This is a genomic window from Micromonospora sp. CA-259024 (assembly GCF_050936255.1).
Classification (GTDB): domain Bacteria; phylum Actinomycetota; class Actinomycetes; order Mycobacteriales; family Micromonosporaceae; genus Micromonospora.
The window spans coordinates 1,331,241-1,350,925 of sequence record NZ_JBNJND010000002.1; the positions used below are offsets into that span (position 1 = coordinate 1,331,241).

Annotated in this window: 22 protein-coding genes; 9 read left to right on the forward strand and 13 right to left on the reverse strand. The window is 72.4% G+C overall.

Translation table 11 applies throughout. The features are described from left to right. Window positions 1-132 precede the first annotated feature (132 nt). From hppD to ACQEUX_RS25635, 6 genes are all read left to right on the forward strand, one after another. On the forward strand, window positions 133-1,338 hold the full coding sequence (gene hppD, locus ACQEUX_RS25610) for a 4-hydroxyphenylpyruvate dioxygenase (RefSeq protein WP_433053287.1): 1,206 nt from the start codon (window positions 133-135) through the stop codon (window positions 1,336-1,338). A gap of 11 nt (window positions 1,339-1,349) precedes the next feature. Continuing rightward, complete coding sequence (locus tag ACQEUX_RS25615; RefSeq protein ID WP_433053290.1) at window positions 1,350-2,060, forward strand: RDD family protein; 711 nt, start codon at window positions 1,350-1,352, stop codon at window positions 2,058-2,060. Window positions 2,061-2,082: 22 nt separating this feature from the next. After that, entirely contained in the window at window positions 2,083-3,030 is a 948-nt protein-coding gene (locus ACQEUX_RS25620; protein ID WP_433053293.1) for an RDD family protein, read from the forward strand. Beyond that, the gene (gene hisC, locus ACQEUX_RS25625) at window positions 3,027-4,130 is read left to right on the forward strand and encodes a histidinol-phosphate transaminase (RefSeq protein WP_433053296.1); all 1,104 of its coding nucleotides are present in this window, start codon (window positions 3,027-3,029) and stop codon (window positions 4,128-4,130) included. Before ACQEUX_RS25620 ends, hisC begins: the two co-directional genes overlap by 4 nt. Window positions 4,131-4,269: 139 nt before the next feature. Then, on the forward strand, window positions 4,270-4,833 hold the full coding sequence (locus ACQEUX_RS25630; protein WP_433053299.1) for a hypothetical protein: 564 nt from the start codon (window positions 4,270-4,272) through the stop codon (window positions 4,831-4,833). 364 nt (window positions 4,834-5,197) lie between these two features. Continuing rightward, window positions 5,198-5,887, forward strand: coding sequence for a hypothetical protein (locus ACQEUX_RS25635; RefSeq protein ID WP_433053302.1), 690 nt, complete (start codon window positions 5,198-5,200; stop codon window positions 5,885-5,887). Window positions 5,888-5,936: 49 nt separating this feature from the next. On the opposite strand, the gene ACQEUX_RS25640 is transcribed toward ACQEUX_RS25635, so the two are convergent. The 6 genes from ACQEUX_RS25640 to ACQEUX_RS25665 form a co-directional block, all read right to left on the reverse strand. Continuing rightward, window positions 5,937-6,284: an LPXTG cell wall anchor domain-containing protein gene (locus tag ACQEUX_RS25640; protein WP_433053305.1), complete on the reverse strand. Its 348-nt coding sequence runs from the start codon at window positions 6,282-6,284 to the stop codon at window positions 5,937-5,939. A gap of 100 nt (window positions 6,285-6,384) precedes the next feature. Continuing rightward, on the reverse strand, window positions 6,385-7,641 hold the full coding sequence (locus ACQEUX_RS25645) for a PQQ-binding-like beta-propeller repeat protein (protein ID WP_433053308.1): 1,257 nt from the start codon (window positions 7,639-7,641) through the stop codon (window positions 6,385-6,387). 107 nt (window positions 7,642-7,748) lie between these two features. Next, a complete protein-coding gene (locus tag ACQEUX_RS25650) occupies window positions 7,749-8,231 on the reverse strand; it encodes an SRPBCC family protein (RefSeq protein ID WP_433053311.1) in 483 nt (160 codons plus the stop codon). A gap of 143 nt (window positions 8,232-8,374) precedes the next feature. Continuing rightward, entirely contained in the window at window positions 8,375-8,584 is a 210-nt protein-coding gene (locus tag ACQEUX_RS25655; RefSeq protein WP_433053314.1) for a DUF397 domain-containing protein, read from the reverse strand. 175 nt (window positions 8,585-8,759) lie between these two features. Next, window positions 8,760-9,956, reverse strand: a complete 1,197-nt coding sequence (fahA, locus tag ACQEUX_RS25660; protein WP_433053317.1) for a fumarylacetoacetase — start codon at window positions 9,954-9,956, stop codon at window positions 8,760-8,762. After that, window positions 9,953-10,822, reverse strand: a complete 870-nt coding sequence (locus ACQEUX_RS25665; protein WP_433053320.1) for a hypothetical protein — start codon at window positions 10,820-10,822, stop codon at window positions 9,953-9,955. Before ACQEUX_RS25665 ends, fahA begins: the two co-directional genes overlap by 4 nt. Before the next feature lie 94 nt (window positions 10,823-10,916). Here ACQEUX_RS25665 and ACQEUX_RS25670 point away from each other — a divergent pair, with 94 nt between their 5' ends. Next, entirely contained in the window at window positions 10,917-12,083 is a 1,167-nt protein-coding gene (locus ACQEUX_RS25670; RefSeq protein ID WP_433053323.1) for a homogentisate 1,2-dioxygenase, read from the forward strand. Between the two features lie 39 nt (window positions 12,084-12,122). Then, window positions 12,123-12,857 carry a VOC family protein gene (locus ACQEUX_RS25675; RefSeq protein ID WP_433053326.1) on the forward strand — a complete coding sequence of 245 codons (735 nt, stop codon included), beginning with the start codon at window positions 12,123-12,125 and terminating at the stop codon, window positions 12,855-12,857. Window positions 12,858-12,878: 21 nt separating this feature from the next. Here ACQEUX_RS25675 and ACQEUX_RS25680 read toward each other — a convergent pair whose 3' ends face one another. From ACQEUX_RS25680 to ACQEUX_RS25695, 4 genes are read right to left on the reverse strand one after another with little or no spacing between them, the layout of a single operon-like run. Beyond that, complete coding sequence (locus ACQEUX_RS25680) at window positions 12,879-13,907, reverse strand: tetratricopeptide repeat protein (RefSeq protein WP_433053329.1); 1,029 nt, start codon at window positions 13,905-13,907, stop codon at window positions 12,879-12,881. A gap of 10 nt (window positions 13,908-13,917) precedes the next feature. Then, window positions 13,918-14,403, reverse strand: coding sequence for a 2-C-methyl-D-erythritol 2,4-cyclodiphosphate synthase (gene ispF, locus ACQEUX_RS25685; protein ID WP_433057130.1), 486 nt, complete (start codon window positions 14,401-14,403; stop codon window positions 13,918-13,920). Between the two features lie 13 nt (window positions 14,404-14,416). Next, window positions 14,417-15,112, reverse strand: coding sequence for a 2-C-methyl-D-erythritol 4-phosphate cytidylyltransferase (ispD, locus tag ACQEUX_RS25690; protein ID WP_433053332.1), 696 nt, complete (start codon window positions 15,110-15,112; stop codon window positions 14,417-14,419). Window positions 15,113-15,168: 56 nt separating this feature from the next. Beyond that, on the reverse strand, window positions 15,169-15,654 hold the full coding sequence (locus ACQEUX_RS25695; RefSeq protein WP_007073334.1) for a CarD family transcriptional regulator: 486 nt from the start codon (window positions 15,652-15,654) through the stop codon (window positions 15,169-15,171). Window positions 15,655-15,982: 328 nt separating this feature from the next. On the opposite strand from ACQEUX_RS25695, the gene ACQEUX_RS25700 reads away from it, so the two are divergent. Beyond that, entirely contained in the window at window positions 15,983-16,675 is a 693-nt protein-coding gene (locus ACQEUX_RS25700) for a hypothetical protein (RefSeq protein ID WP_433053335.1), read from the forward strand. 19 nt (window positions 16,676-16,694) lie between these two features. Here the strand turns inward: ACQEUX_RS25700 and ACQEUX_RS25705 are convergent, their stop codons facing one another. The 3 genes from ACQEUX_RS25705 to ACQEUX_RS25715 all read right to left on the reverse strand — a co-directional run bounded on the left by ACQEUX_RS25705 (window position 16,695) and on the right by ACQEUX_RS25715 (window position 19,671). Beyond that, window positions 16,695-17,327 carry a hypothetical protein gene (locus tag ACQEUX_RS25705; RefSeq protein WP_433053339.1) on the reverse strand — a complete coding sequence of 211 codons (633 nt, stop codon included), beginning with the start codon at window positions 17,325-17,327 and terminating at the stop codon, window positions 16,695-16,697. 33 nt (window positions 17,328-17,360) lie between these two features. After that, window positions 17,361-18,410: a type III polyketide synthase gene (locus tag ACQEUX_RS25710; RefSeq protein WP_433053342.1), complete on the reverse strand. Its 1,050-nt coding sequence runs from the start codon at window positions 18,408-18,410 to the stop codon at window positions 17,361-17,363. Between the two features lie 94 nt (window positions 18,411-18,504). Continuing rightward, window positions 18,505-19,671, reverse strand: a complete 1,167-nt coding sequence (locus tag ACQEUX_RS25715; protein ID WP_433053345.1) for an acyl-CoA dehydrogenase family protein — start codon at window positions 19,669-19,671, stop codon at window positions 18,505-18,507. Between the last annotated feature and the right edge of the window lie 14 nt (window positions 19,672-19,685).

Here is a 19,685-nt window from a genome sequence, read left to right on the forward strand (position 1 = left end):
TAAGACCATACCGAATGTGCAACCTGACCAGCATCTGCGCCGACAGTTGCCCACCTGGCATCGGCGCAGCGATCCTCGCCACAAGAACCGACGGCGGCCCACCCGGCCGGCCGGTACGCGAGGGAGACCACCATGACCCAGGCGATCGACCGACCCCAGTCGACCGAGGACGTCGACGTCGACCGGCTCGTCGGCGCTGTCGACCACGACATCAGCCGCGACCCCTTCCCGGTCAGGGGCCTCGACCACGTGCACTTCCTGGTCGGCAACGCCAAGCAGGCCGCCCACTACTACTCCACCGCCTTCGGGATGACCTGCGTGGCGTACCGCGGACCCGAGCAGGGCTACCGGGACCACGCCCAGTACGTGCTGACCAGCGGCTCGGCCCGGTTCGTGCTGACCGGCGCGGTACGGCCGGACGCGGACGGCACCGCGCACGTGGCGAAGCACAGCGACGGGGTCAGCGACATCGCGCTGGAGGTGCCGGACGTGGACGCCGCGTACGCGCACGCCATCGCCCAGGGCGCCACCGGCGTCGTCGAGCCGCACGAGGTGACCGACGAGCACGGCACGGTCCGGATGGCCGCCATCGCCGCGTACGGCGACACCCGGCACACGCTTGTCGACCGGTCCCGATACACCGGCCCGTTCCTGCCCGGTTTCGTGGCCCGCGGCCCGATCGTGGACCGGCAGCCGATGATCGACGCTGGTGTCCAGCCGAAGCGCTTCTTCCAGGCCGTCGACCACGTGGTCGGCAACGTGGAGCTGGGCCGGATGGACGAGTGGGTCGAGTTCTACAAGCGGGTGATGGGCTTCTCCAACATGGCGGAGTTCGTCGGCGACGACATCGCCACCGACTACTCGGCGCTGATGAGCAAGGTCGTGGCGAACGGCACCCGCAAGGTGAAGTTCCCGCTCAACGAGCCGGCGATCGCCCGGAAGAAGTCCCAGATCGACGAGTACCTGGAGTTCTACCAGGGCCCGGGCGCCCAGCACATCGCCGTCGCCACCAACGACATCGTGGCCAGCGTCGACGCGATGCGCGCGGCCGGGGTGGAGTTCCTGGACACCCCGGACTCGTACTACGACGACCCGGAACTGCGCGGCCGGATCGGCAACGTCCGGGTGCCGATCGAGGAGTTGAAGGCCCGCAAGATCCTGGTCGACCGGGACGAGGACGGCTACCTGCTCCAGATCTTCACCAAGCCGGTGCAGGACCGCCCCACCGTCTTCTTCGAGCTGATCGAGCGGCACGGCTCGCTGGGCTTCGGCAAGGGCAACTTCAAGGCGCTCTTCCAGGCGATCGAGCGGGAGCAGGAAGCCCGCGGCAACCTGTAACACTTGCGAGCGTGACGCAGCCTCCGTCGTACCCGACGCCGCCGGTCGGTGGGCCTCAGCCCGCCACCGGCGGCGTCGCGCCGCCCGGTCCACACCCGCAGGGGTACGCCGCGCCGCCGCAGTACGCCCCGCCCGGGTACGCCCCACCGCACTGGTACCCCGGACCGCCGCGACCGGTGGCCCCGCCCCCGACGCTGAGCCCGAGCGGGCAGCCGCTGGCCAGCTTCAGCGACCGGCTGTTGGCCTGGCTGATCGACACCGCGCTGGCCAGCGCGGTGTCGATGGTGCTGTTCATGCCGGTCTTCCTCGTCCTCTGGTGGCGGATGGTCACCGAGATGTCCCGGACCAACCCGGACGGGACCCTCGTGCAGCCCGACCCGGGCGCCTTCTTCATCAACTTCTTCCTGCCGATCCTGCTGCTTCAACTCGGGCTTCTCGTCCTGATGCTCGGGCTCTACTGGCTCTACCACGTGGAGTACCTCAAGCGCGGCGGTCAGACGCTCGGCAAGAAGGTCATGAAGCTGCGCGTGGTGCCGCTCGACCCGACCCAGGCGCTGAACCGGCGGATGGCCGGCCGGCGATATCTGGTGCAGTTCCTGGCCGGCTCGCTGGTTCCCGGGTTCAACTACCTCGACGGGTTCTGGCAGCTGTGGGACAAGCCCTGGCAGCAGTGCCTCCACGACAAGTTCGCCGGGACGGTCGTCGTTAAGGTGTCCTCGTGAGCGAGCGAAGCGGAGCGGCGGCGTGAGCGTTCAACCCGGCTGGTACGTCGACCCCGCCGACACTGAGACCCGTCGATACTGGGACGGCGAGGGTTGGCTCGGTGCGCCCATCCCCGTCGACGCCACCCCGCCGGACGGCCCACCGCCGGTCGAGCCGCCCCCCGCCCCGGTCACGCCGGCCCCGCCCGCGGCGTCGGCCGCCCCCGGCCCGGCGACCGTCCCGCCCGGCTGGCCGCCACATCACGGCCCACAACCGGGGTACGGCCCGGGCTGGGGTCCACAAGCTGCCCCTCCCGGCTGGGGTCCGCAGGGTGGTCCGCCCGGCTGGGTCCCACCGCCCGGTCATCCCGGCTGGCCTGTGCGACCGCCCGAGCCGCGACCGCATGGCTTCACACTGGCCGGCTACGGCCGCCGGTTCACCGCCCGGCTGATCGACTTCGGCCTCGTCTTCGCACTGAACGTGCTGGTCAACGGCTGGTTCGTCTGGCGATGGCTCCAGGAGTGGGCGCCGTACTGGCAGGAAGTCTTCCGGCGAGCGGCTCGGGGCGACACCTCCGCCGAAGGGCTGCCGATGCCCAGCAACCAGAGCGACCTTCTCCTGGTGGTGATCCTCGTGATCGCCACCGCACTCTGGCTGGCGTACGAGGTGCCGGCCATGGCCGCCGGTGGGCAGACCATCGGCAAGCGGGTGATGCGGATCCGGGCGGTGCCGATCGCGGCCGACGAGCCGCTGGGCTTCGGCCGGGCGATGAGCCGGTGGAGCAGCCTGGGCCTGCCGACCCTGCTCTGGTACTGCGCCGGGATCGGCCTGGTGCTGCAACTGGTCGACGCTCTCTCCCCCCTCTTCGACCACCCCCTGCGCCGGGCGCTGCACGACAAGCGCGCGCGGACAGTGGTCGTCGAAGTCCCGCACACCACCGGCTCCGCCCCCTCGAACGACAGCAACCAGCCCCCGGGAGACACCCCATGACCGACTCCGGACGTCACCAACCGGCGCTGCGGCTGACCCGCGCCGACCTGGACGCGCTGCCCAACTACGTGCCGGGGCGCAGTCCCGCCGACCTGGCCCGGGAGCTGGGCCTGCCGGAGGCCATCAAGCTCGCCAGCAACGAGGTTCCGTACGGGCCGCTGCCCGGTGTGGTGGAGGCGGTCACCGAGGCGGTCACCGCGTCGCACCGCTACCCGGACATGGGCGTGGTCGCGTTGCGTGACGCACTGGCCGAGCGGTACGGGGTGGACGCCGACCGGATCGCCACCGGCTGCGGGTCGGTGGCGCTCGCCGAGCACCTGGTCCGGGCCACCTGCCTGCCGGGCGACGAGGTGCTCTACTCGTGGCGGTCCTTCGAGGCGTACCCGATCATCGCGGCGACCAGCGGCGCGACCAGCGTGCGGGTGCCCAACGACGCCGGGCACGGGCACGACCTGACGGCGATGGCCGCCGCGGTGACCGACCGGACCCGGGTGATCCTGGTCTGCAACCCGAACAACCCCACGGGCACCGCGCTGCGCCGGGCCGAGTTGGACCGGTTCCTCGACGCGGTGCCGGACGACGTGCTGGTGGTCATCGACGAGGCGTACCGGGAGTTCGTCACCGACCCCGAGGTGCCGGACGGGCTCGACTACCTGGACCGGCCGAACGTTGCGGTGCTGCGGACCCTGTCCAAGGCGTGGGGTCTGGCCGGGCTGCGGATCGGCTGGCTGGTCGCGCAGCCGGTGGTGGCGGCGGCGATCCGCAAGGTGGTGACGCCGTTCTCCACGAGCACAGCCGCCCAGGCCGGCGCGCTCGCCGCGCTGACCCAGGTTACGGAGATGGAGCGCCGCTGCGGCCTGGTCGTCGCCGAGCGGGACCGGGTCACCGAGGCGCTGCGCAAGTTCGTGCCCGACGTGCCGACCAGCCAGGCCAACTTCGTCTGGCTGCCGCTGGGCGACCGGGCCGTGGCGTTCGGCAAGGCGTGCGAGGGGCGCGGGGTGATCGTCCGGCCGTTCGCCGGGGACGGGGTCCGGGTCACGATCGGCACCCCGGCCGAGAACGACGCGTTCCTGGCCGCCGCGGAGTTGGCGTTGACGTGACCAGCACGCCTCCTTGATGAACAAATCACGCTGTAAATACTGTTTGTCCCATTCCGCCCGTTAGCTGCCCTATCTTCCGAAGTAGCCGGATGTGCCACGGACCACGCCGGCTCACTTCGAGAAAACGGGGTAACAGACAGTGCGTACTGCCAAGATTTGTCTCGCCGGGGCGGCCGCCGCCGCGATGGTGGGCTTCCTCGCCGCGCCGGCCGCCGCCGCGCCCACCGACACCACGGACACCACCTTCGAGGTGCTCGCCGGCACCCTCGACGTCGTCGCGCCGGCCACCGCCGACCTGGGTGACGGCGCCCCCGGCGGCACCATCAGCGGCTCGCTCGGCACGGTGACCGTCACCGACTCCCGGGGCGCTGCCGACGCCTCCTGGGTCGCGTCGGTGACGGCATCCGTCTTCCAGACCGGCGGTTCCTCGCCGCCCGAGACAGTCCTCCCGGAGGAGATCGACTACTGGTCCGGCCCGGCGACGGGAGTTCCGCCGACCACCGGCGACGGCACCTTCACAGCGGGGCAGGCCGCCGCCGGCGACGCGGCACCGCTGTCCAGCGTGACCCCGCTCACCGCGTTCACCCACAGCGGCGGCACCGGCGGCAACAGCGCCAACTGGACCCCCACCCTGGTGGTCAACGTCCCGCTGGACAGCATCGCGGGTGTCTACACGGGCACGGTGACACATTCGGTGGCGTGAGCCCCGGGGGCGGTCGGCCATCGCGGTCGCGCTCGCCCTGCTCTGCCTCGCCGGTCCGGGTCTGTCGACCCGGGCCGGCGCGGTCGAGCCGGACGCGGGGTCGGACGAGGGCAGCATCGGAATCCGGCTGCTGGAAGCCCCGGCCGAGCGCCGCACCGACCCCCGGGCGCTGCGCTACATCGTCGACCACCTACCGCCGGGCACCACCATCAAGCGACAACTGCTGGTCGCCAATCGCACCGACGAGACCCGTCGCATCGACATCTACCCTGCGTCCGCGACCCTGGACGATTCGACGTTCCGCTTCGGCGAGGGCCGCGCCGAGAACGAGCTGACGTCATGGATCACCCTCGACCAGGGCACCGTGGAGTTGCAACCGCGGGGCGAGACCCGCGTCCGAGCGACCATCACGGTGCCGCCGGCCGCCTCACGCGGCGAGCGGTACGGGGTGCTCTGGGCGTCCGCCGCCTCCACGCCCCGGGCCGGCGGGGAGATCACCCAGGTCCACCGGGTCGGAGTCCGGGTGTACCTCGACGTCGGGCCCGGCGGCGAACCAGCCTCCGACTTCTCGATCGGTGAACTACGCCCGGCTCGCAGCCTCGAGGGCGAACCGTCGGTGACGATCCAGGTCACCAACACCGGCGGCCGTGCCATCGACCTGACCGGCGCGGTCACCCTGACCGATGGACCAGCCGGCAGCCGAGCCGGCCCGTTCCCGATCGGGCAGGGCGTCACGCTACCGCCGGGTGGCTCCGGGCAGGTCGTCGCCCGGCTCCCCGTCGACTTGCCCAACGGGCCCTGGAAGGCTGAGGTGAATCTGGAGAGCGGGTTGGTGAAGCGGAGCGTCACCGCACAGATCCAGTTCCCCGACGCGGGTCAGGTCGGGAAGCGGGCCAGCGTCGTCTCCCGGATCAGCTCCGGCTGGCTCGTGGGGGCGGCCGTCGCGGGCCTGCTGCTGATCGCCGGCCTCGCGTTCCTGGCCCGCCGCCGGTCCCGTCGGTCCGGTCGACCTCCCACCGCCAGGCCGCGGGAGCGGGTCCCGGCCGGACGCTGACGCCACGCTGGCGGCCGCCCGTCAGAGCGACCGCCGGCGGCGGCGCACGTCAGAGCGACCGGCGGCGGCGCACGGCGAGCCAGCCAACGAGGAGCAGGGCTGCGCCCAACCCGGCGAGCAGCAGCGTCGACCCGCCCGAACCGGTGACCGGCAACTGGCCACCGTGGCTGGGGGTGGGGGTGGGCCGCGTCGGTGTGGGCGTGGGAGGCGTAGGCGTCGGTGACGCGGGCACGATCTCGAAGGCGACGCCGGCGCCCTCTGACGGCTCGACCTGGACCGCTCTGGACCCGTGCGCCGAAGCGGGGTCCGCAGTCAGCACCGGCGGAACCGCCAACGCGAGGCTCGCGGTGGCGGCGAGTACGCCGCCCACGAGGTAGCTGGCTGCTGTCCTACCCATGCGCCGACCCCTTCCACCGAAACCTGAACCGTGAGAAACGTACCCTTTTTGGACAAAGAGCACGGGCAGGTCGAGTGGCAAGGTGTCGGAGACGCCACGATCAGGTGGCGGCCAGGATCACGGCCTCCGCTGTCAGGTAGTAGCGCCGGTCGTCACCATCCGGGTCGACCGGCTCGCGGAGCCGTTCCACCGCGAGGTAGCCGCCCTCGGCCGCCACCGCCCCGGGTGCCCAGCCCGTTCCGTCCGAGCCGACGTTGAGGGAGAAGCGGGACAGCTGCCGACCGCTCACCGGATCCAGCGTCACCAGGTCGTTCGCCTCGGTCAGCAGGTGCACCCGGCCAGGCTGCCCGGCCAGCACCCGAACCGTGCCCAGATGCGCGGACCGCCACAGCTCGGTGCCCGTACGCGCCGACCGACCCACCACCACCCCGTCGAGCACGACAACGGCCTGCTCACCGACCAGCATGGCGCCGGCCGGATCCAACGCGGGAGCGGCGACCGGCTCGCCGGTGCCCAGCAGCCAACCGCGACCGCCCGCATCACCCGGGCCGGCCGTCCGCAGGGCCGGGCAGTCCGACCGGCCGGTACGGCAGCCGAGCGGAGTCACCAGCAACTCGTCCGAGCCACCCGGCGGTCGCCAGCGCTCGCGCACCGCACCGGTCGCCGCGTCCCGGAACTCGACCGTGGCCGGCCCGGCGCAGGTGTCCAGACCGATCAGCTGCCCGGAGGCGGTGGTGCCGACGTCGCTACGGCACCTGCCGGGCAGGTCGACCCGCCACAGCTCCCGACCGCCGCTCAACTCGACCCCACGCGCCTGGGCGTCCCCGGTGACCACCAGCACCACCCGGCCGTCCGGCAGGTCGGTGAGATGGAGCCCGCGCGGATCCCAGACGGTGGCCGCGCCGGTCCGCCGCACCACCGCCCCGCTCTCGGCGGGCACCGGGCCGTCGGTTCGCCAGAGCACCCGGCCGGTCGGCGCGTCGAGTGCGACCAGTTGACCGTCGGACCATCGGCTCACCACCGTGGTGCCACTCGCGACGACCCCGACCAACTCGGCCGGCCAGCGCCGGTACGACCAGTACGGGGAGGTCCGGTGCCGCCCGTCGACCGGCCGGTCGGCATAGACCTGACGGTGCGCGGCGTACACCCGCAGCCGGGAGTCCACGATCAATGGGGCGACCGGCAGTCGACCGATCACGCCAGCAGCCGGTCGGGCCGGGGCCGGGTAGTCAGCCCGCGCCACCGTACTCACCTCGGCCGGCGCGAGCACCCGGTGGACGATGATCGCGACGGCTGCGGTCGCGAGCAGCGCCACGACCGCCATCACGAGCCGTCGCCGGCCCCTCGGGAACCCCATGCCGCACCTCCGCCCGGCACCCTACCCAGCGGAACCGGCCGGACCCCGGTCAGGTCACGCCGCCGGCCCGAGCGGGAAACCGGCGGGCGAAGTCAACGGGGTGGAGGTCAGGCTGCTTCGACGGAGCCGAGGGCACCGGCCGCGACGGTCAGGTCGGCGAGATCGCGCCGGAGGGCCACCTCGACCGCCCGCGCGGCGAGCCCGCCGAGCAGCAGCGCCACCACCCGACCGTACGGGGCGGTCGGCACCGCCTCCTGGGTGACGGTGACCGCCGTGCAACCCCGACCGCGACGCCGGACCGGCCGCAGGCTCCAGGTGATCCGGTAATCCACGCCGGCACCGGAGGAACAGAGCACCAGCCGCTGCGGGGCGAGCACCTCCACCACCAGGAACTCCTCGATCAGCGTGCCGCCGCCCGGCTGGGCGCGCTCCTCACGCCAGGCGGCGCCCGGCCCGAACGGACCCGGAGTGAGCACCTCGATCGGGCCGGCCGCGGTCAGCCGGGCCGCGCGACCGGGCAGGTCGGTCAACAGGCGCCAGACATCGACAGCGTGCGCCTGGATGAACCCGGTAACCGCCACCGTCGACATACCACCCTCCCGTGTCCCCGACGGTACGCGGAGTGAGGGCCCGACGGGTGCCTCCGGGACGGAATTTCACCACCCGGAGGCCACGCTGTCCGCTTGGGCGGTCGCTCGTCGCCGGTCGTCGTCGACCGGTGTCGCGGCGCCCGTCAGCCTCCGAAGCGACCGGCCCGGATCGCGCCGATGAACGCCGTCCATCCCGGCGGGCTGATCGCGAGTGTGGGGCCGGCCTGGTCCTTGGAGTCGCGGACCGCGACCAGACCATGGACGTCGACCAGATTGTCCGCCACCTCCACGCAGAGCCCCTGGTCGTTTGAACGGCTGCTGGTACGCCAAACCGCGCCCGCGAAATCGTGCATCGTCGTTACCTCCGTTTGCGATGGGATGCCCCACCGCTGGCAGCCGCGCACAGCCCGGCCCGGATCGCGCGGCGAGGCAACGGAATCCGGACGATCAACGGGTCAACCCGGGCCGGTGATCGCACAGCCGGTGCGATCACCGATCCCATGGACGAGACGGGCGGCGCGTGCCCCCTCAGCGGGCCGGACGAACCGTGCCGGTGACCTCGCCGAGGGCGATGGTGGTGCCGTCCGGGCCGGGGGCGGTGGCGGTGATGGTCACCGTGTCACCGTCGGCGAGGAAGGTGCGGCTCTCGTCGCCCACCTTCACCGGCTCGGCCCCACCCCAGGTCAGCTCCAGGAAGGATCCGACCTGCGACCGGTCCGGGCCGGAGACGGTGCCCGAGGCGTACAGGTCGCCGGTGCGCAGCGACGCGCCGTTGACGGTGAGGTGCGCCAACTGCTGTGTCGGCGTCCAGTACATGCTGGCGAACGGGGGTTCGCTGACCTGTTCGCCGTTCCACTCGACCGCCAGTCGGAGGTCCAGGCCCAGGTGCGGCACGTCGCGCAGGTAGTCGGCCACCGGCGGGTCCTGGTCGGGGGCCGGAACGAAGGCATCACTGAGCGCGTCCAGCGGTGTCACCCAGGCCGAGACCGAGGTGGCGAACGACTTGCCGAGGAACGGACCGAGTGGCTGGTACTCCCAGGCCTGGATATCCCGCGCTGACCAGTCGTTGACCAGCACCACCCCGAAGACGTGGTCGGCGAAGTCGTCGACGGACACCCGATCGCCCAGCGGGCTGGGTACGCCCACCACGAAACCGACCTCGGCCTCGATGTCGAGGCGTACCGATGGGCCGGTGACCGGGCCGTCGGCGGAGGCGCGCTGCCCGGTCGGGCGGATCACCGGAGTGCCGGAGACGACCACCGTGCCGGCGCGCCCGTGGTAGCCGATCGGCAGGTGCTTCCAGTTGGGCAGCAGCGGCGGCTGGCCGGGGCGGAAGATCTGACCGACGTTCGCCGCGTGGTGCTCGGAGGAGTAGAAGTCGACGTAGTCGGCCACCTCGATCGGGAGCAGCAACTCCACGTCGCCGAGGGGCACCAGCAGCGGCTCCACCGCAGCCCGGTGCGCCGGGTCGGTCAGCAGCTCGGTGATCCGCTGTCGCACCGACGTCCACTGCGGACGGCCCAGCGCCATGAAGTCGTTGAGGGTGGGCCGGCACAGCGCACCGGCGGCCAGCACCAGGTCGGCGGCCTCCGCCGCGGCCAGGTCGAACACCCATGACCCGATCCGTACGCCGATCCGCGCCTGACCCCCGTCCTGCCGGAACACCCCGTACGGCAGGTTCGTCACCCCGTACGGCGAAGCGTCGGCGCCGGTCACCCAGGTCATGCGTCGTAGCCCCCGTTCACCAGCCCAAGCCGGATCAGATCGGTCAGTGGTTCCAGCATGCTGCACGAGCCGAAGCCGACCCAGAGTGGGCGGGGCGTGTCCAGCCGGCCGGTCGTTCGCTCCAGCAGCGGGCGCGGGTCGGTGACGGTGAGCAGCTCGGAGACCCCGTTCACACCGCCACCGTGAGCGGCCGCCAGGGTCGCGGCCAGCACGTTGGCGTAGCCGTGGTGGATGAACCCGGTCTCCGGGTCGAGGTGCCGGACCGCCTGGTGCAGCCCCGCGGTCAGCTTGAACGGCAGGTCGCGGTCCCGGCAGGCGCAGATCACCGCGGCCAGCTCGGCCGGGGTGGGGAAGAGCTCGGCGGCCAGCCCACCGGTGCGGAACTTGGCCGCGACCGGCACCCCGTCGGCCCGGGCGGCGGCGAGCGCGTCCAACGCGCCCATCAGCCCGAACGTCAGCGGCAGCTCGGCGTAGACGGCCTCGACGTCCGGCAGGGAGTCGGCCACCCGCAGCAGCTCGGCGATGCCGGGCAGTGGGTCCTCGCCCCGCCGGGCGACCGCGACCTCGACCTGTCGGGCGGTGACGCCGTCCGGCGCGAGGAACGACAGCGCCAATGGCAGGCTCCCGATCCCGGTGTCACCGATCACGCCGACCACCAGGCCCTCGCCCGGGTCGACGAGGCCGCTCAGGTCGCCGCGCGTCAAGGTCGAGGCCGGGACCAGCAGCGGGCCGACCAGGTCGGCGTACCAGGCGGTGCGGTGCCGACGGTGTGCGGCCAGGGCGTCGGGCAGCGTGGCGCTGCCCGGAGGGAAGACGGCGGCGTCATCCACCAGGCCGTCGAGGAGTGCGGGCACCTGCGTTGACACGGAACAAGAATGTACGGGACGCTACGAGGAACGGACAACAGCGTCCGATTATCGGACGCTTCTGGCCGGTGAACGGGACATATCGGGAGGCGAGATGCCGTATTACCGCAGCGTCGGCGACGTGCCGCGAAAGCGCCACACCCAGTTCCGTCAGCCCGACGGCAGCCTCTACGCCGAGGAGCTGATGGGCCAGGAGGGCTTCTCCTCCGACTCGTCCCTGCTCTACCACCGGCACGCCCCCACCGCGATCCTGGCCGCCGACGAGTTCACCCCGCCCGCGTTCACCCGCTCGCCGAACCTGCCGCTCAAGCCGCGCCACCTCCGCACCCACAAGCTCGACACCGGCGACGCCGACCCGGTCCTCGGCCGGCAGTACCTGCTCGCCAACGACGACGTACGGATCGGTTACGTGCTCGCCGACCGGCCCTCGCCGCTGTTCCGCGACGCCACCGGCGACCACTGCCTCTACGTCGAGGCGGGCACGCTGCGGGTCGAGTCGCCGTTCGGGGTGCTGGACGCGGTCGCCGGCGACTACGTCATCATCCCCACCTCGACCATCCACCGGCTGGTGCCCACCGGCGACCAGCCCGCCCGACTGCTCACCATCGAGGCGAACGGCCACATCGGGCCGCCCAAGCGCTACCTCTCCGTCCGTGGCCAGTTCCTGGAGCACTCGCCGTACTGCGAGCGCGACGTCCGCGGCCCCGACGCCCCGCTGCTCGTCGACGGCGAGGAGGTCGAGGTGCTGGTCCGGCACCGACGCGGCTGGACTCGCTACGTCTATGCCCACCACCCGTTCGACGTGGTCGGCTGGGACGGGCACCTCTACCCGTGGGCGTTCTCCATCCACGACTTCGAGCCGATCACCGGCCGCATCCACCAGCCCCCGCCGGTGCACCAGACCTTCCAGGGCCCCAACTTCGTCATCTGCTCGTTCGTGCCCCGCAAGGTCGACTACCACCCGGACGCGATCCCGGTGCCGTACAACCACCACAACGTCGACTCCGACGAGATGCTCTTCTACACCGGGGGCAACTACGAGGCCCGGCGCGGCTCCGGCATCGAGCAGGGCTCGATCTCCCTGCACCCGTCCGGTTTCACCCACGGCCCCCAGCCGGGTGCCGCCGAGCGTTCCATCGGTGCGGACTACTTCGACGAGCTGGCCGTCATGGTCGACACCTTCCGCCCCCTGGATCTCTGCGACGCCGCCAGCGACTGCGAGGACGAGGGGTACGCCTGGACCTGGGCGCGTCGCGCCTAGGGCACCACCGCCGACTCGGCGGGCCCTAGTATCGCCGGCATGGCAACGAGGCTCGTTCAAATCAACATGAAGGCTCGGGACGACTCCGCGCTGGGCGGTTTCTGGGCGAAGGCGCTCGGCTGGGGAGTCTCCAGCGAGGGTCCCGGCGTGACAAACCTCGAACCCGAGGGCTTCGTCTACCCCGACCCGGTCGCTGTCTGCATCGACCTCGTCGTCTCCCCGGAACCCAAGACGGTGAAGAACCGCGTGCACGTCGACCTCGCCACCACCTCGGTGGCCCATCAGGCGGAGGTGGTCGCGCGCCTGAAGGATCTCGGCGCAACCGCTGCCGACGTGGGTCAGGGCGACGTCCCATGGACGGTCATGGCTGACCCAGAGGGCAACGAGTTCTGCGTGCTGGACCCCCGGCCGCTCTACCGCGACACCGGGCCGATCGCCGCGGTGGTGGTCGACTGCGCGGATCCGCGAGCCATGGCCCGCTTCTGGGGCAAGGCCACGGACTGGGACCTGCACGAGGTGACCGACCACAGGGCGGTACTGCGCTCCGCCAAGGGCGTCGGCCCATATCTGCAGTTCCTCCGCACGCCCGAGGTGAAGAGCGTGTGGAACCGCGTCCATCTCGACGTCCGCCCATACCCGGGCGACGACCTGGAGGCCGAGGCGGCCAGACTGCGGACTCTCGGCGCCACCGCCATCGACCTAGATCAAAGCGTTAGGTGGACCGTCCTCGCAGACCCGGAAGGCAACGAGTTCTGCCTCCTCACCCCAGCCTGACGCCCTCCCGGCCTCCCGCCGTCAGCGGATGGCAGTGCGGGTGAAGACGGCGAACTCGGCGACCGCAGTGGCGGCGATGGCCAGCACCAGTGGCCACGGCGAGCCGACCACCGCGTACACCAGCAGCAGCACCGGCGCGGCGGCCACGGCGTAGATCGCCAGGGCCATCGCCCGGTCCGAGTGCAGCAGGGCGGGCAGAACGGTCCGGGTCAGCCCCGGCAACCGAGCCGCGAGCTGCCAGACGACGATCCCGCCGGTGAGCGCGGCGAGCACCGCCAGGATGCGGGAGAACCCGTCGCTCGCCGAGGCCGCGAACGCAACCAGCACCGCCGCCACCAGCGACCAACCCGCGCCGTAGAGCACCAGGCGGTGCAGCCCGTACGCGAGGGTCCGTGGCGAGTCGATTCGGCTCGGGCTGGCCGTCACCGCCTCGGCGACGTGTTCCAACGCCTCCGACCAGCGCCGCTGCTCCAGCCGCATGACACCCACGTCGTGCGCGGCGTCGGCGATGCGCGGGTCGAGCCGCAACGCCTCCCGGTAGGCACGCTCGGCCAGGTCGAACAGGTCCAGCCGGGCGGCGACCAGGCTCAGCACCAGGTGCGCCTGCGGCTCGTCCGGGGCCAGCTCGACGCCGCGCCAGGCCGCGTTCAGCGCCGGCTGACCGTTGCGGGCGCCGGCCAGGATCGCCGCCGCGCTCCGCTGGGCGTACGCGTCGGCCGGGCCGAGGGCGAGGATCCGGTCGGCGGTGACGGCCGACTCGGAGTAACGCTCCAGGTCGGCCAACGCCATGCCCCGGGCGACCAGCGGCGGGAGGGCCTCCGGTGCGGCGGCCACGGCCGCGTCCGCAGCGGTGAGCGCCTCGGCCGGGCGGTCGGCGGCCAGGTGCACCCGGGCCAGCATGGTGAGGGCGTCCACGTCGTCCGGCCGCAGGGCCAGCCCGTAGGTCAGCTCCCCGGCTGCCTCGTCGTGACGGCCGAGCTCGGCGAGAAGTTGGGCCCGCTGGACGTAACCGTCGGCGGCGGACCGGTCGGGGGCGGGGTCGCTGGACATCGCGGCGAGCCTAGGCGGCCGGCGCGTCGTACACCAGGGCCACCGCGATGCCGGCCAGCCCTTCCTCGCGACCGGTGAAGCCGAGCCCGTCGCTGGTCGCGGCGGAGACGGTGACCGGGGCGCCGACGGCGGCGGAGAGCACCTGCTGGGCCTCCACACGACGCCGGCCGATCTTGGGGCGGTTGCCGACGACCTGCACGGACACGTTGCCGATCTCCAGCCCGGCTGCCCGCACCCGCCGGGCCGTCTCGGTCAGCAGGGCCACACCGGACGCGCCCGCCCACTCCGGCTCACCCACCCCGAAGGCGGCGCCGAGATCACCGAGGCCGGCGGCGGAGAGCAGCGCGTTGCAGGCGGCGTGTGCGACGACGTCCGCGTCCGAGTGCCCGGCCAGGCCGTCCTGGTCGGGCCAGAGCAGCCCGGCCACCCAGCAGGGCCGGCCAGGCTCGAACGCGTGCACGTCGGTGCCGATGGCCACCCGGGGAACGATCATGATCAGAGGGTACGCGTCAGTCGGCAGCGGCAAGCAGGTGCTCCGCCAGAGCCAGATCGAACGGGCGGGTGATTTTCAGGGCGTATTCCGAGCCCGGCACGCAGCTCACCCTGACGCCCTGCTTCTCGACAAGCCCAGCGTCGTCGGTGAGGGAGTCGCCGGCGGCGGCGTGCGCGGCGGTGAGCACGGTCCGGCGGAAACCCTGCGGGGTCTGCACCGCGCGCAGAGCGGAACGATCCACGGTGCCGAGCACCACCTCGCCGGCACCGACCTCCTTGATCGTGTCGACGACCGGCAGGACCGGGATCACCGCGTCACACCCGTCGCGGACCGCTGCCGCGACGGATTCGACCAGCTCAGGCGGGGTGAGCGCCCGAGCGGCGTCGTGCACCAGGACGATCGTCGGACCGGCGGGCACCGCGGCCAGCGCGGCGGCCACCGACGCCTGACGTTCCGCGCCGCCCGGAACCACGATCACCGGTGCGACCGGGGCCAGCAACTCCCGGACGGCCGTCACCTCGGCGACCGGCGCGGCCACCACGATCGTGTGCACCGATGGTGCGGCGGCCAGCCGACGCACGGCGTGCACCAGCAGCGGTTCACCGGCCAGCAGGCGCAGCGCCTTGGGTCGGCCGGGGCCGAGCCGTACGCCGGCACCCGCCGCAGGCACAAGGACCGCGACGTCACCGCGCGGGTTGAGCTGCGCGGTCACGTCGCGGTCCTCGGTGGTTTCTTCGCTACGAAGTGGGTACGACGATGCTGTGCGGACTAGGCCTCGGTGAGGACCTTGTCGAGCAGCGTCTCCGCCTCATCCTTGGTGCTCTTCTCAGCCAGCGCGACCTCGCCGACGAGAATGTCGCGGGCCTTGGCGAGCATCCGCTTCTCGCCCGCAGAGAGGCCTCGCTCCCGCTCACGGCGCCACAGGTCACGCACGACCTCGGCGACCTTCAGCGGGTTGCCGGAGGCCAGCTTTTCCAGGTTGGCCTTGTAACGCCGCGACCAGTTGGTCGGCTCCTCGGTGTGCGGAGCCCGCAGAACGTCGAAGACCTTACCGAGGCCCTCTTCGCCGACCACCTCGCGAACGCCCACGATCTCGGCGTTCTCGGCCGGCACCCGGACCGTCAGGTCACCCTGCGCGACCCTCAGGACGAGGTATTGCTTAGGCTCGCCCTTGATGACCCGAGTCTCGATTGCCTCGATGAGTGCGGCCCCGTGGTGGGGGTAAACAACGGTCTCGCCGACACTGAAAACCATAGGTTCGAAACCCCTTTCGCTGTGTCTAGGGTAACACGGTCAGGCAGCGATGTCTCACCGATGTCCTGACCGTTGGCGCAGCTCAGGGGCCCTGTGAGAGGTCTTGCTTCAGCTTGACAGGCGGTCAAACCAATGGTTCGAACACGCTCCGTAACGATGGGATGACTTCCCGGTACGGGTGAACAGAACGTCGAGATCAAGGGCTATGCGCTCCTCCCATGGTACTCCGGCTGGCGGGACTGCGCCCAGGTGTAGCGGCAGGAGCCCTCCGTACGCGACCCTGGAGAGCGAGCCGCACTCCGCTCTCGAGACGCTTCCAGGAGGTCCGATGGGCAAGCCGGACGCAGAGGGCCACGGGCCAGCCGACGGCCTGCCCGGCCTGCCACCCGAGTGGGGCCGGGTGGTGGTCCCCGACGACGCCTCCGCACTCGCCGCCGAGGCCACCCAGATCCGCCGCGAGCTGCGCCGGCCCACCGGCCCACCCGGCGGCCACCGGGCTCTCGGCCTGCCACTGCTGGTCCTGCTGGTGGCGGTCCTCACCACGCTGGCCGGGCTGCTCTTGGTCACCTGGCCCCGGGCCAACCGCGGAACCGACAGCCCGACCCCGGCGCCCTACCAGCCATCTGCGTCCCTCGCCGGGCAGGCGCTGCCCGCACTGGACCTGGTCGACGGGAGCGAGGCACCGGTGCCACTGCGCAGCCTGCTGCCCGCCATGATCATCCTGTTGGACGGCTGTCCCTGCCCGGACCGCGTGGCCGACGCCCTGGCGGCTGCGCCCGTCGGCGTCTCCGTGGTCACCGTCACCGGAGGGCGCACGGTCCCGGCCCGGCCAGCCAACCCCCGGCACGCCCGCGCGCTGGCCGACCCCGCCGGCGGGCTGCGCTCGTTCCTGGGCCAACCGGCCCGCCCCGGCACCGCGACCGCCCTCCTGGTCGACCGCACCGGCGTGGTGACCCGGGTGCTGCCCGACCTTGGCCCGGTCGACGCGTACCGGGAAGACCTGCGCGCCCTCGCCGCCTGACCCCCGCCTGGCCGGCGAGCTAGCGGGGCAGCGCGACGAGCTGCGCCTGGACGTCGATCTCCCGATCACCAACCGTCGCCAGCGACACCCGGATCGGCCCGCTGGCGGGAAGCACCTCGACATTGGCGATGGTGCCGTCGCAGTCGATCCGGGGCGACCCGATGATCGAGGCGCCAGTGACCGTCACCTGCAGGGTGCCGGGCCGGGTGCACCGGTACTGAAGCAGGTAGCGGGAGCCGTCATCGGTGGACTGCCGGGCCACCCCCTGACCAGGAGCAAGTTCCCTCTGCTCCCGCCAGATCGTCTCGCGGAACGCGGGCAGATCACCGGCCGGGAAGAGCGCCCGCGGATCGCCGTCGATGTCGGTGATCGTGCCCGTCGCCGCGTCGATCGTCACCCTCGCGTCGTCCCGCATCCGGACGACCTCGCCGGTCTGCGAATCCACCCGCATTTCCACCCGCTCATCGGGCGCACCGTCGGCAAGGACACGTTCCAGTTGGGTGCTGACGCTCGCCTCGGCCATCGGCCGGCCGACCGGCGCGGCCACCGGGGCGGGCGCCGCGGCCCGCCACCACCAGCCGCCCACCGCGAGCGCGACCAGGGCCACCCCGCCCAGCACCGCCGAGCGCAGCCGGTCATCCGCCGTGTCCATGGCGGTGAGCGTACCCGCCGCCCTACCGGGCGATCACTCTTGTCGATCGAGCATAGCGGCATAGAGCGTGAGACCGGGGCCGAACGCCAGCATGACGACGCGTCGAGCCGCCGGCGTCGCGCGGCCCAGTCGATCCAGGATCAGCAGCACCGTCGGCGACGAACAGTTGCCGTGCTCGTCAAGCGTCGCCCGGGACGCCGCCAGCCCCTGCGGGGGCAGGACCAACTCCCGCTCGACCACGTTGAGGATCCGCGGCCCGCCCGGGTGCACCGCCCAACCGTCCACGTCGGAACTCGTGACACCGTGCCGGGCCAGCAGGTCGTCGACCAGCCCGCGGACGTGCCTCGACAGCACCTGCGGCACCTTCGGTGACAACCCCATCCGAAAGCCCGCGTCGGTGACGTCCCAGGTCATGTGGTCGGCGGTCGAGGTGTCGGTGACGGAGGTGACCTCGCGCAACGCGTACCCCGGGCCGCCCGGCACGACCACGGCGGCGACGGCGGCGTCGGAGAAGAGCGCGTGGGAGACGATCTGCTGGGTGTCCACCCTGGCGCTCGACGGCTGGATGTGCAGGCTGGTCAGCTCCGCGCAGAGCAGCAGCGCCGGCCGCCCCCGGGCGGTGACGAAGTCACTCGCCGCGCCGAGCCCCGGCAGAGCCGCGTAACAGCCCATGTGGCCGATGAACATCCGCTGGGTGTCCGCGGCCATGCCGAGGTCCCGGGCGAGCAGGATGTCCAGCCCAGGAGTGGCGTACCCGGTGCAGGAGCAGACGATGAACAACCCGATGTCGCCGGCGCCCAGCCCGGCGGCGGTCAACGCACGGCCCACCGCCTCCTTGCCCAGCGGCAGAGCCTCCACCTGGTAGCGGCGCATCCGGCGCTCGGTCGGCCAGTCCGAGACGTCCTCCAGGAGAGGGTTCACGGCGGCCTGCCGCCGGGTGACCCCCGAGTTCGCGAAGATCCGCTGGGCCAACGACCGGGTGGTACCGGAGAAGTGCCGGGAGAAGAAGCCCTCCCACAACTCGTCCTGCGAGGCGGACGGCGGTTGTGCAGTCCCGAGCCCCGCGATCACTGGTACGGACACGATCCCCACCTCTCGTCAGATGCTGTCCTCCCCCTGGCCGTCACCCCGGCCACCTCGGCCGGGCCATCCCCCGCGCGAAGCCCACAGGGCCGGCTCACCAGCGCGGTGCCGATCCGTCGCGGTCCGGGTCGCCACCCAGCGCGGCGATGCCGAGCCAGTCGGCGCAGACATCCGACGTGGCCGGGTGCAGTGAGCCGCAGCGGGCATCGCGGTAGAGCCGCTCCAACGGATGCCCACGGCGGGTAGCCGAGGTGCCCGCCGCCTCCAGCACCGACGCCGCGACCTCGGCGGCCGTGGTGCCGGCGAGCAGTTTCGCCCGCCACACCCAGCGGTTGGTCTCCACGTCGCCCGGCGCCTCGTCCACCCGGCGGGCTGCCTCGGCGACCACCAACTGCGCGGCTGCCGTCGCCGCGTCCGCCCGCCCGAGCCGGGCCCGCACCGCCGGCAGGCCGGCCAGGTTGCGGGCGTTGAGATGCTCGGCCGCCGCGTCGATCGCCGCCCGGGCCACCCCCACGTAGACGGCCGCGTAGCTGGCCACCAGCCAGTGCGGCATCAGCTGGGCGACCACCAGGGCCAGCCCCTCCACCCCGCCGAGCAGCCGGTCGGCCGGCACGGTCACGTCCAGGTGCAGGTCGTGCGAGGAGGTTGCGCGCATGCCGAGCGAGTCCCAGGTCGGCTCCACGGTCAGACCGTCGCCGGCCGGCACCAGGAACTGCGAGACCACCGACTGGTCGGCGGCACTGCGCGCCGCCACCAGGTAACCGTCGGCGTGCCCGGCGCCCGAGCAGAAGGTCTTGCTGCCCTTCAGATGCCAACCCCCGTCGGTCGCCTCGTAGACCGTGCTCAGCTGGGACAGCCGGGCACCGGCGCCACGCTCGCTCATCGCGACCGCGTACCAGGAGCCCCGTGCCGCGGCGGTGAGCAGCCGGTCCCGTGCGGCCAACGCCTCGTCCGGCACGCCCAGCGCCTCGGCCAACTCCTCGGTGACCGCGCCCAACGCGCCGGTCACCGAGGCGTGCATGTTGAACACCAGGGCGGTCGCGCCGTTGCCCCGGGCAAGCTCGGTGGCCACCGCGGCGTACTCGGCGAAGCTGGCTCCCAGGCCCCCCAGCGCCCGGGGCACCATCAGCCCGAACAGGCCAGCCTCCCGCAGGTCACGGAAATCATCCACCGGGAAGGAACCGTCCCGGTCGTGCTCTGCCGCCCGCGCGGCGAACCGCGGCGCCAACCGGCGGGCCGCCTCAAGCGCGTGCACCGTCATCTCGCCCCCTCCTC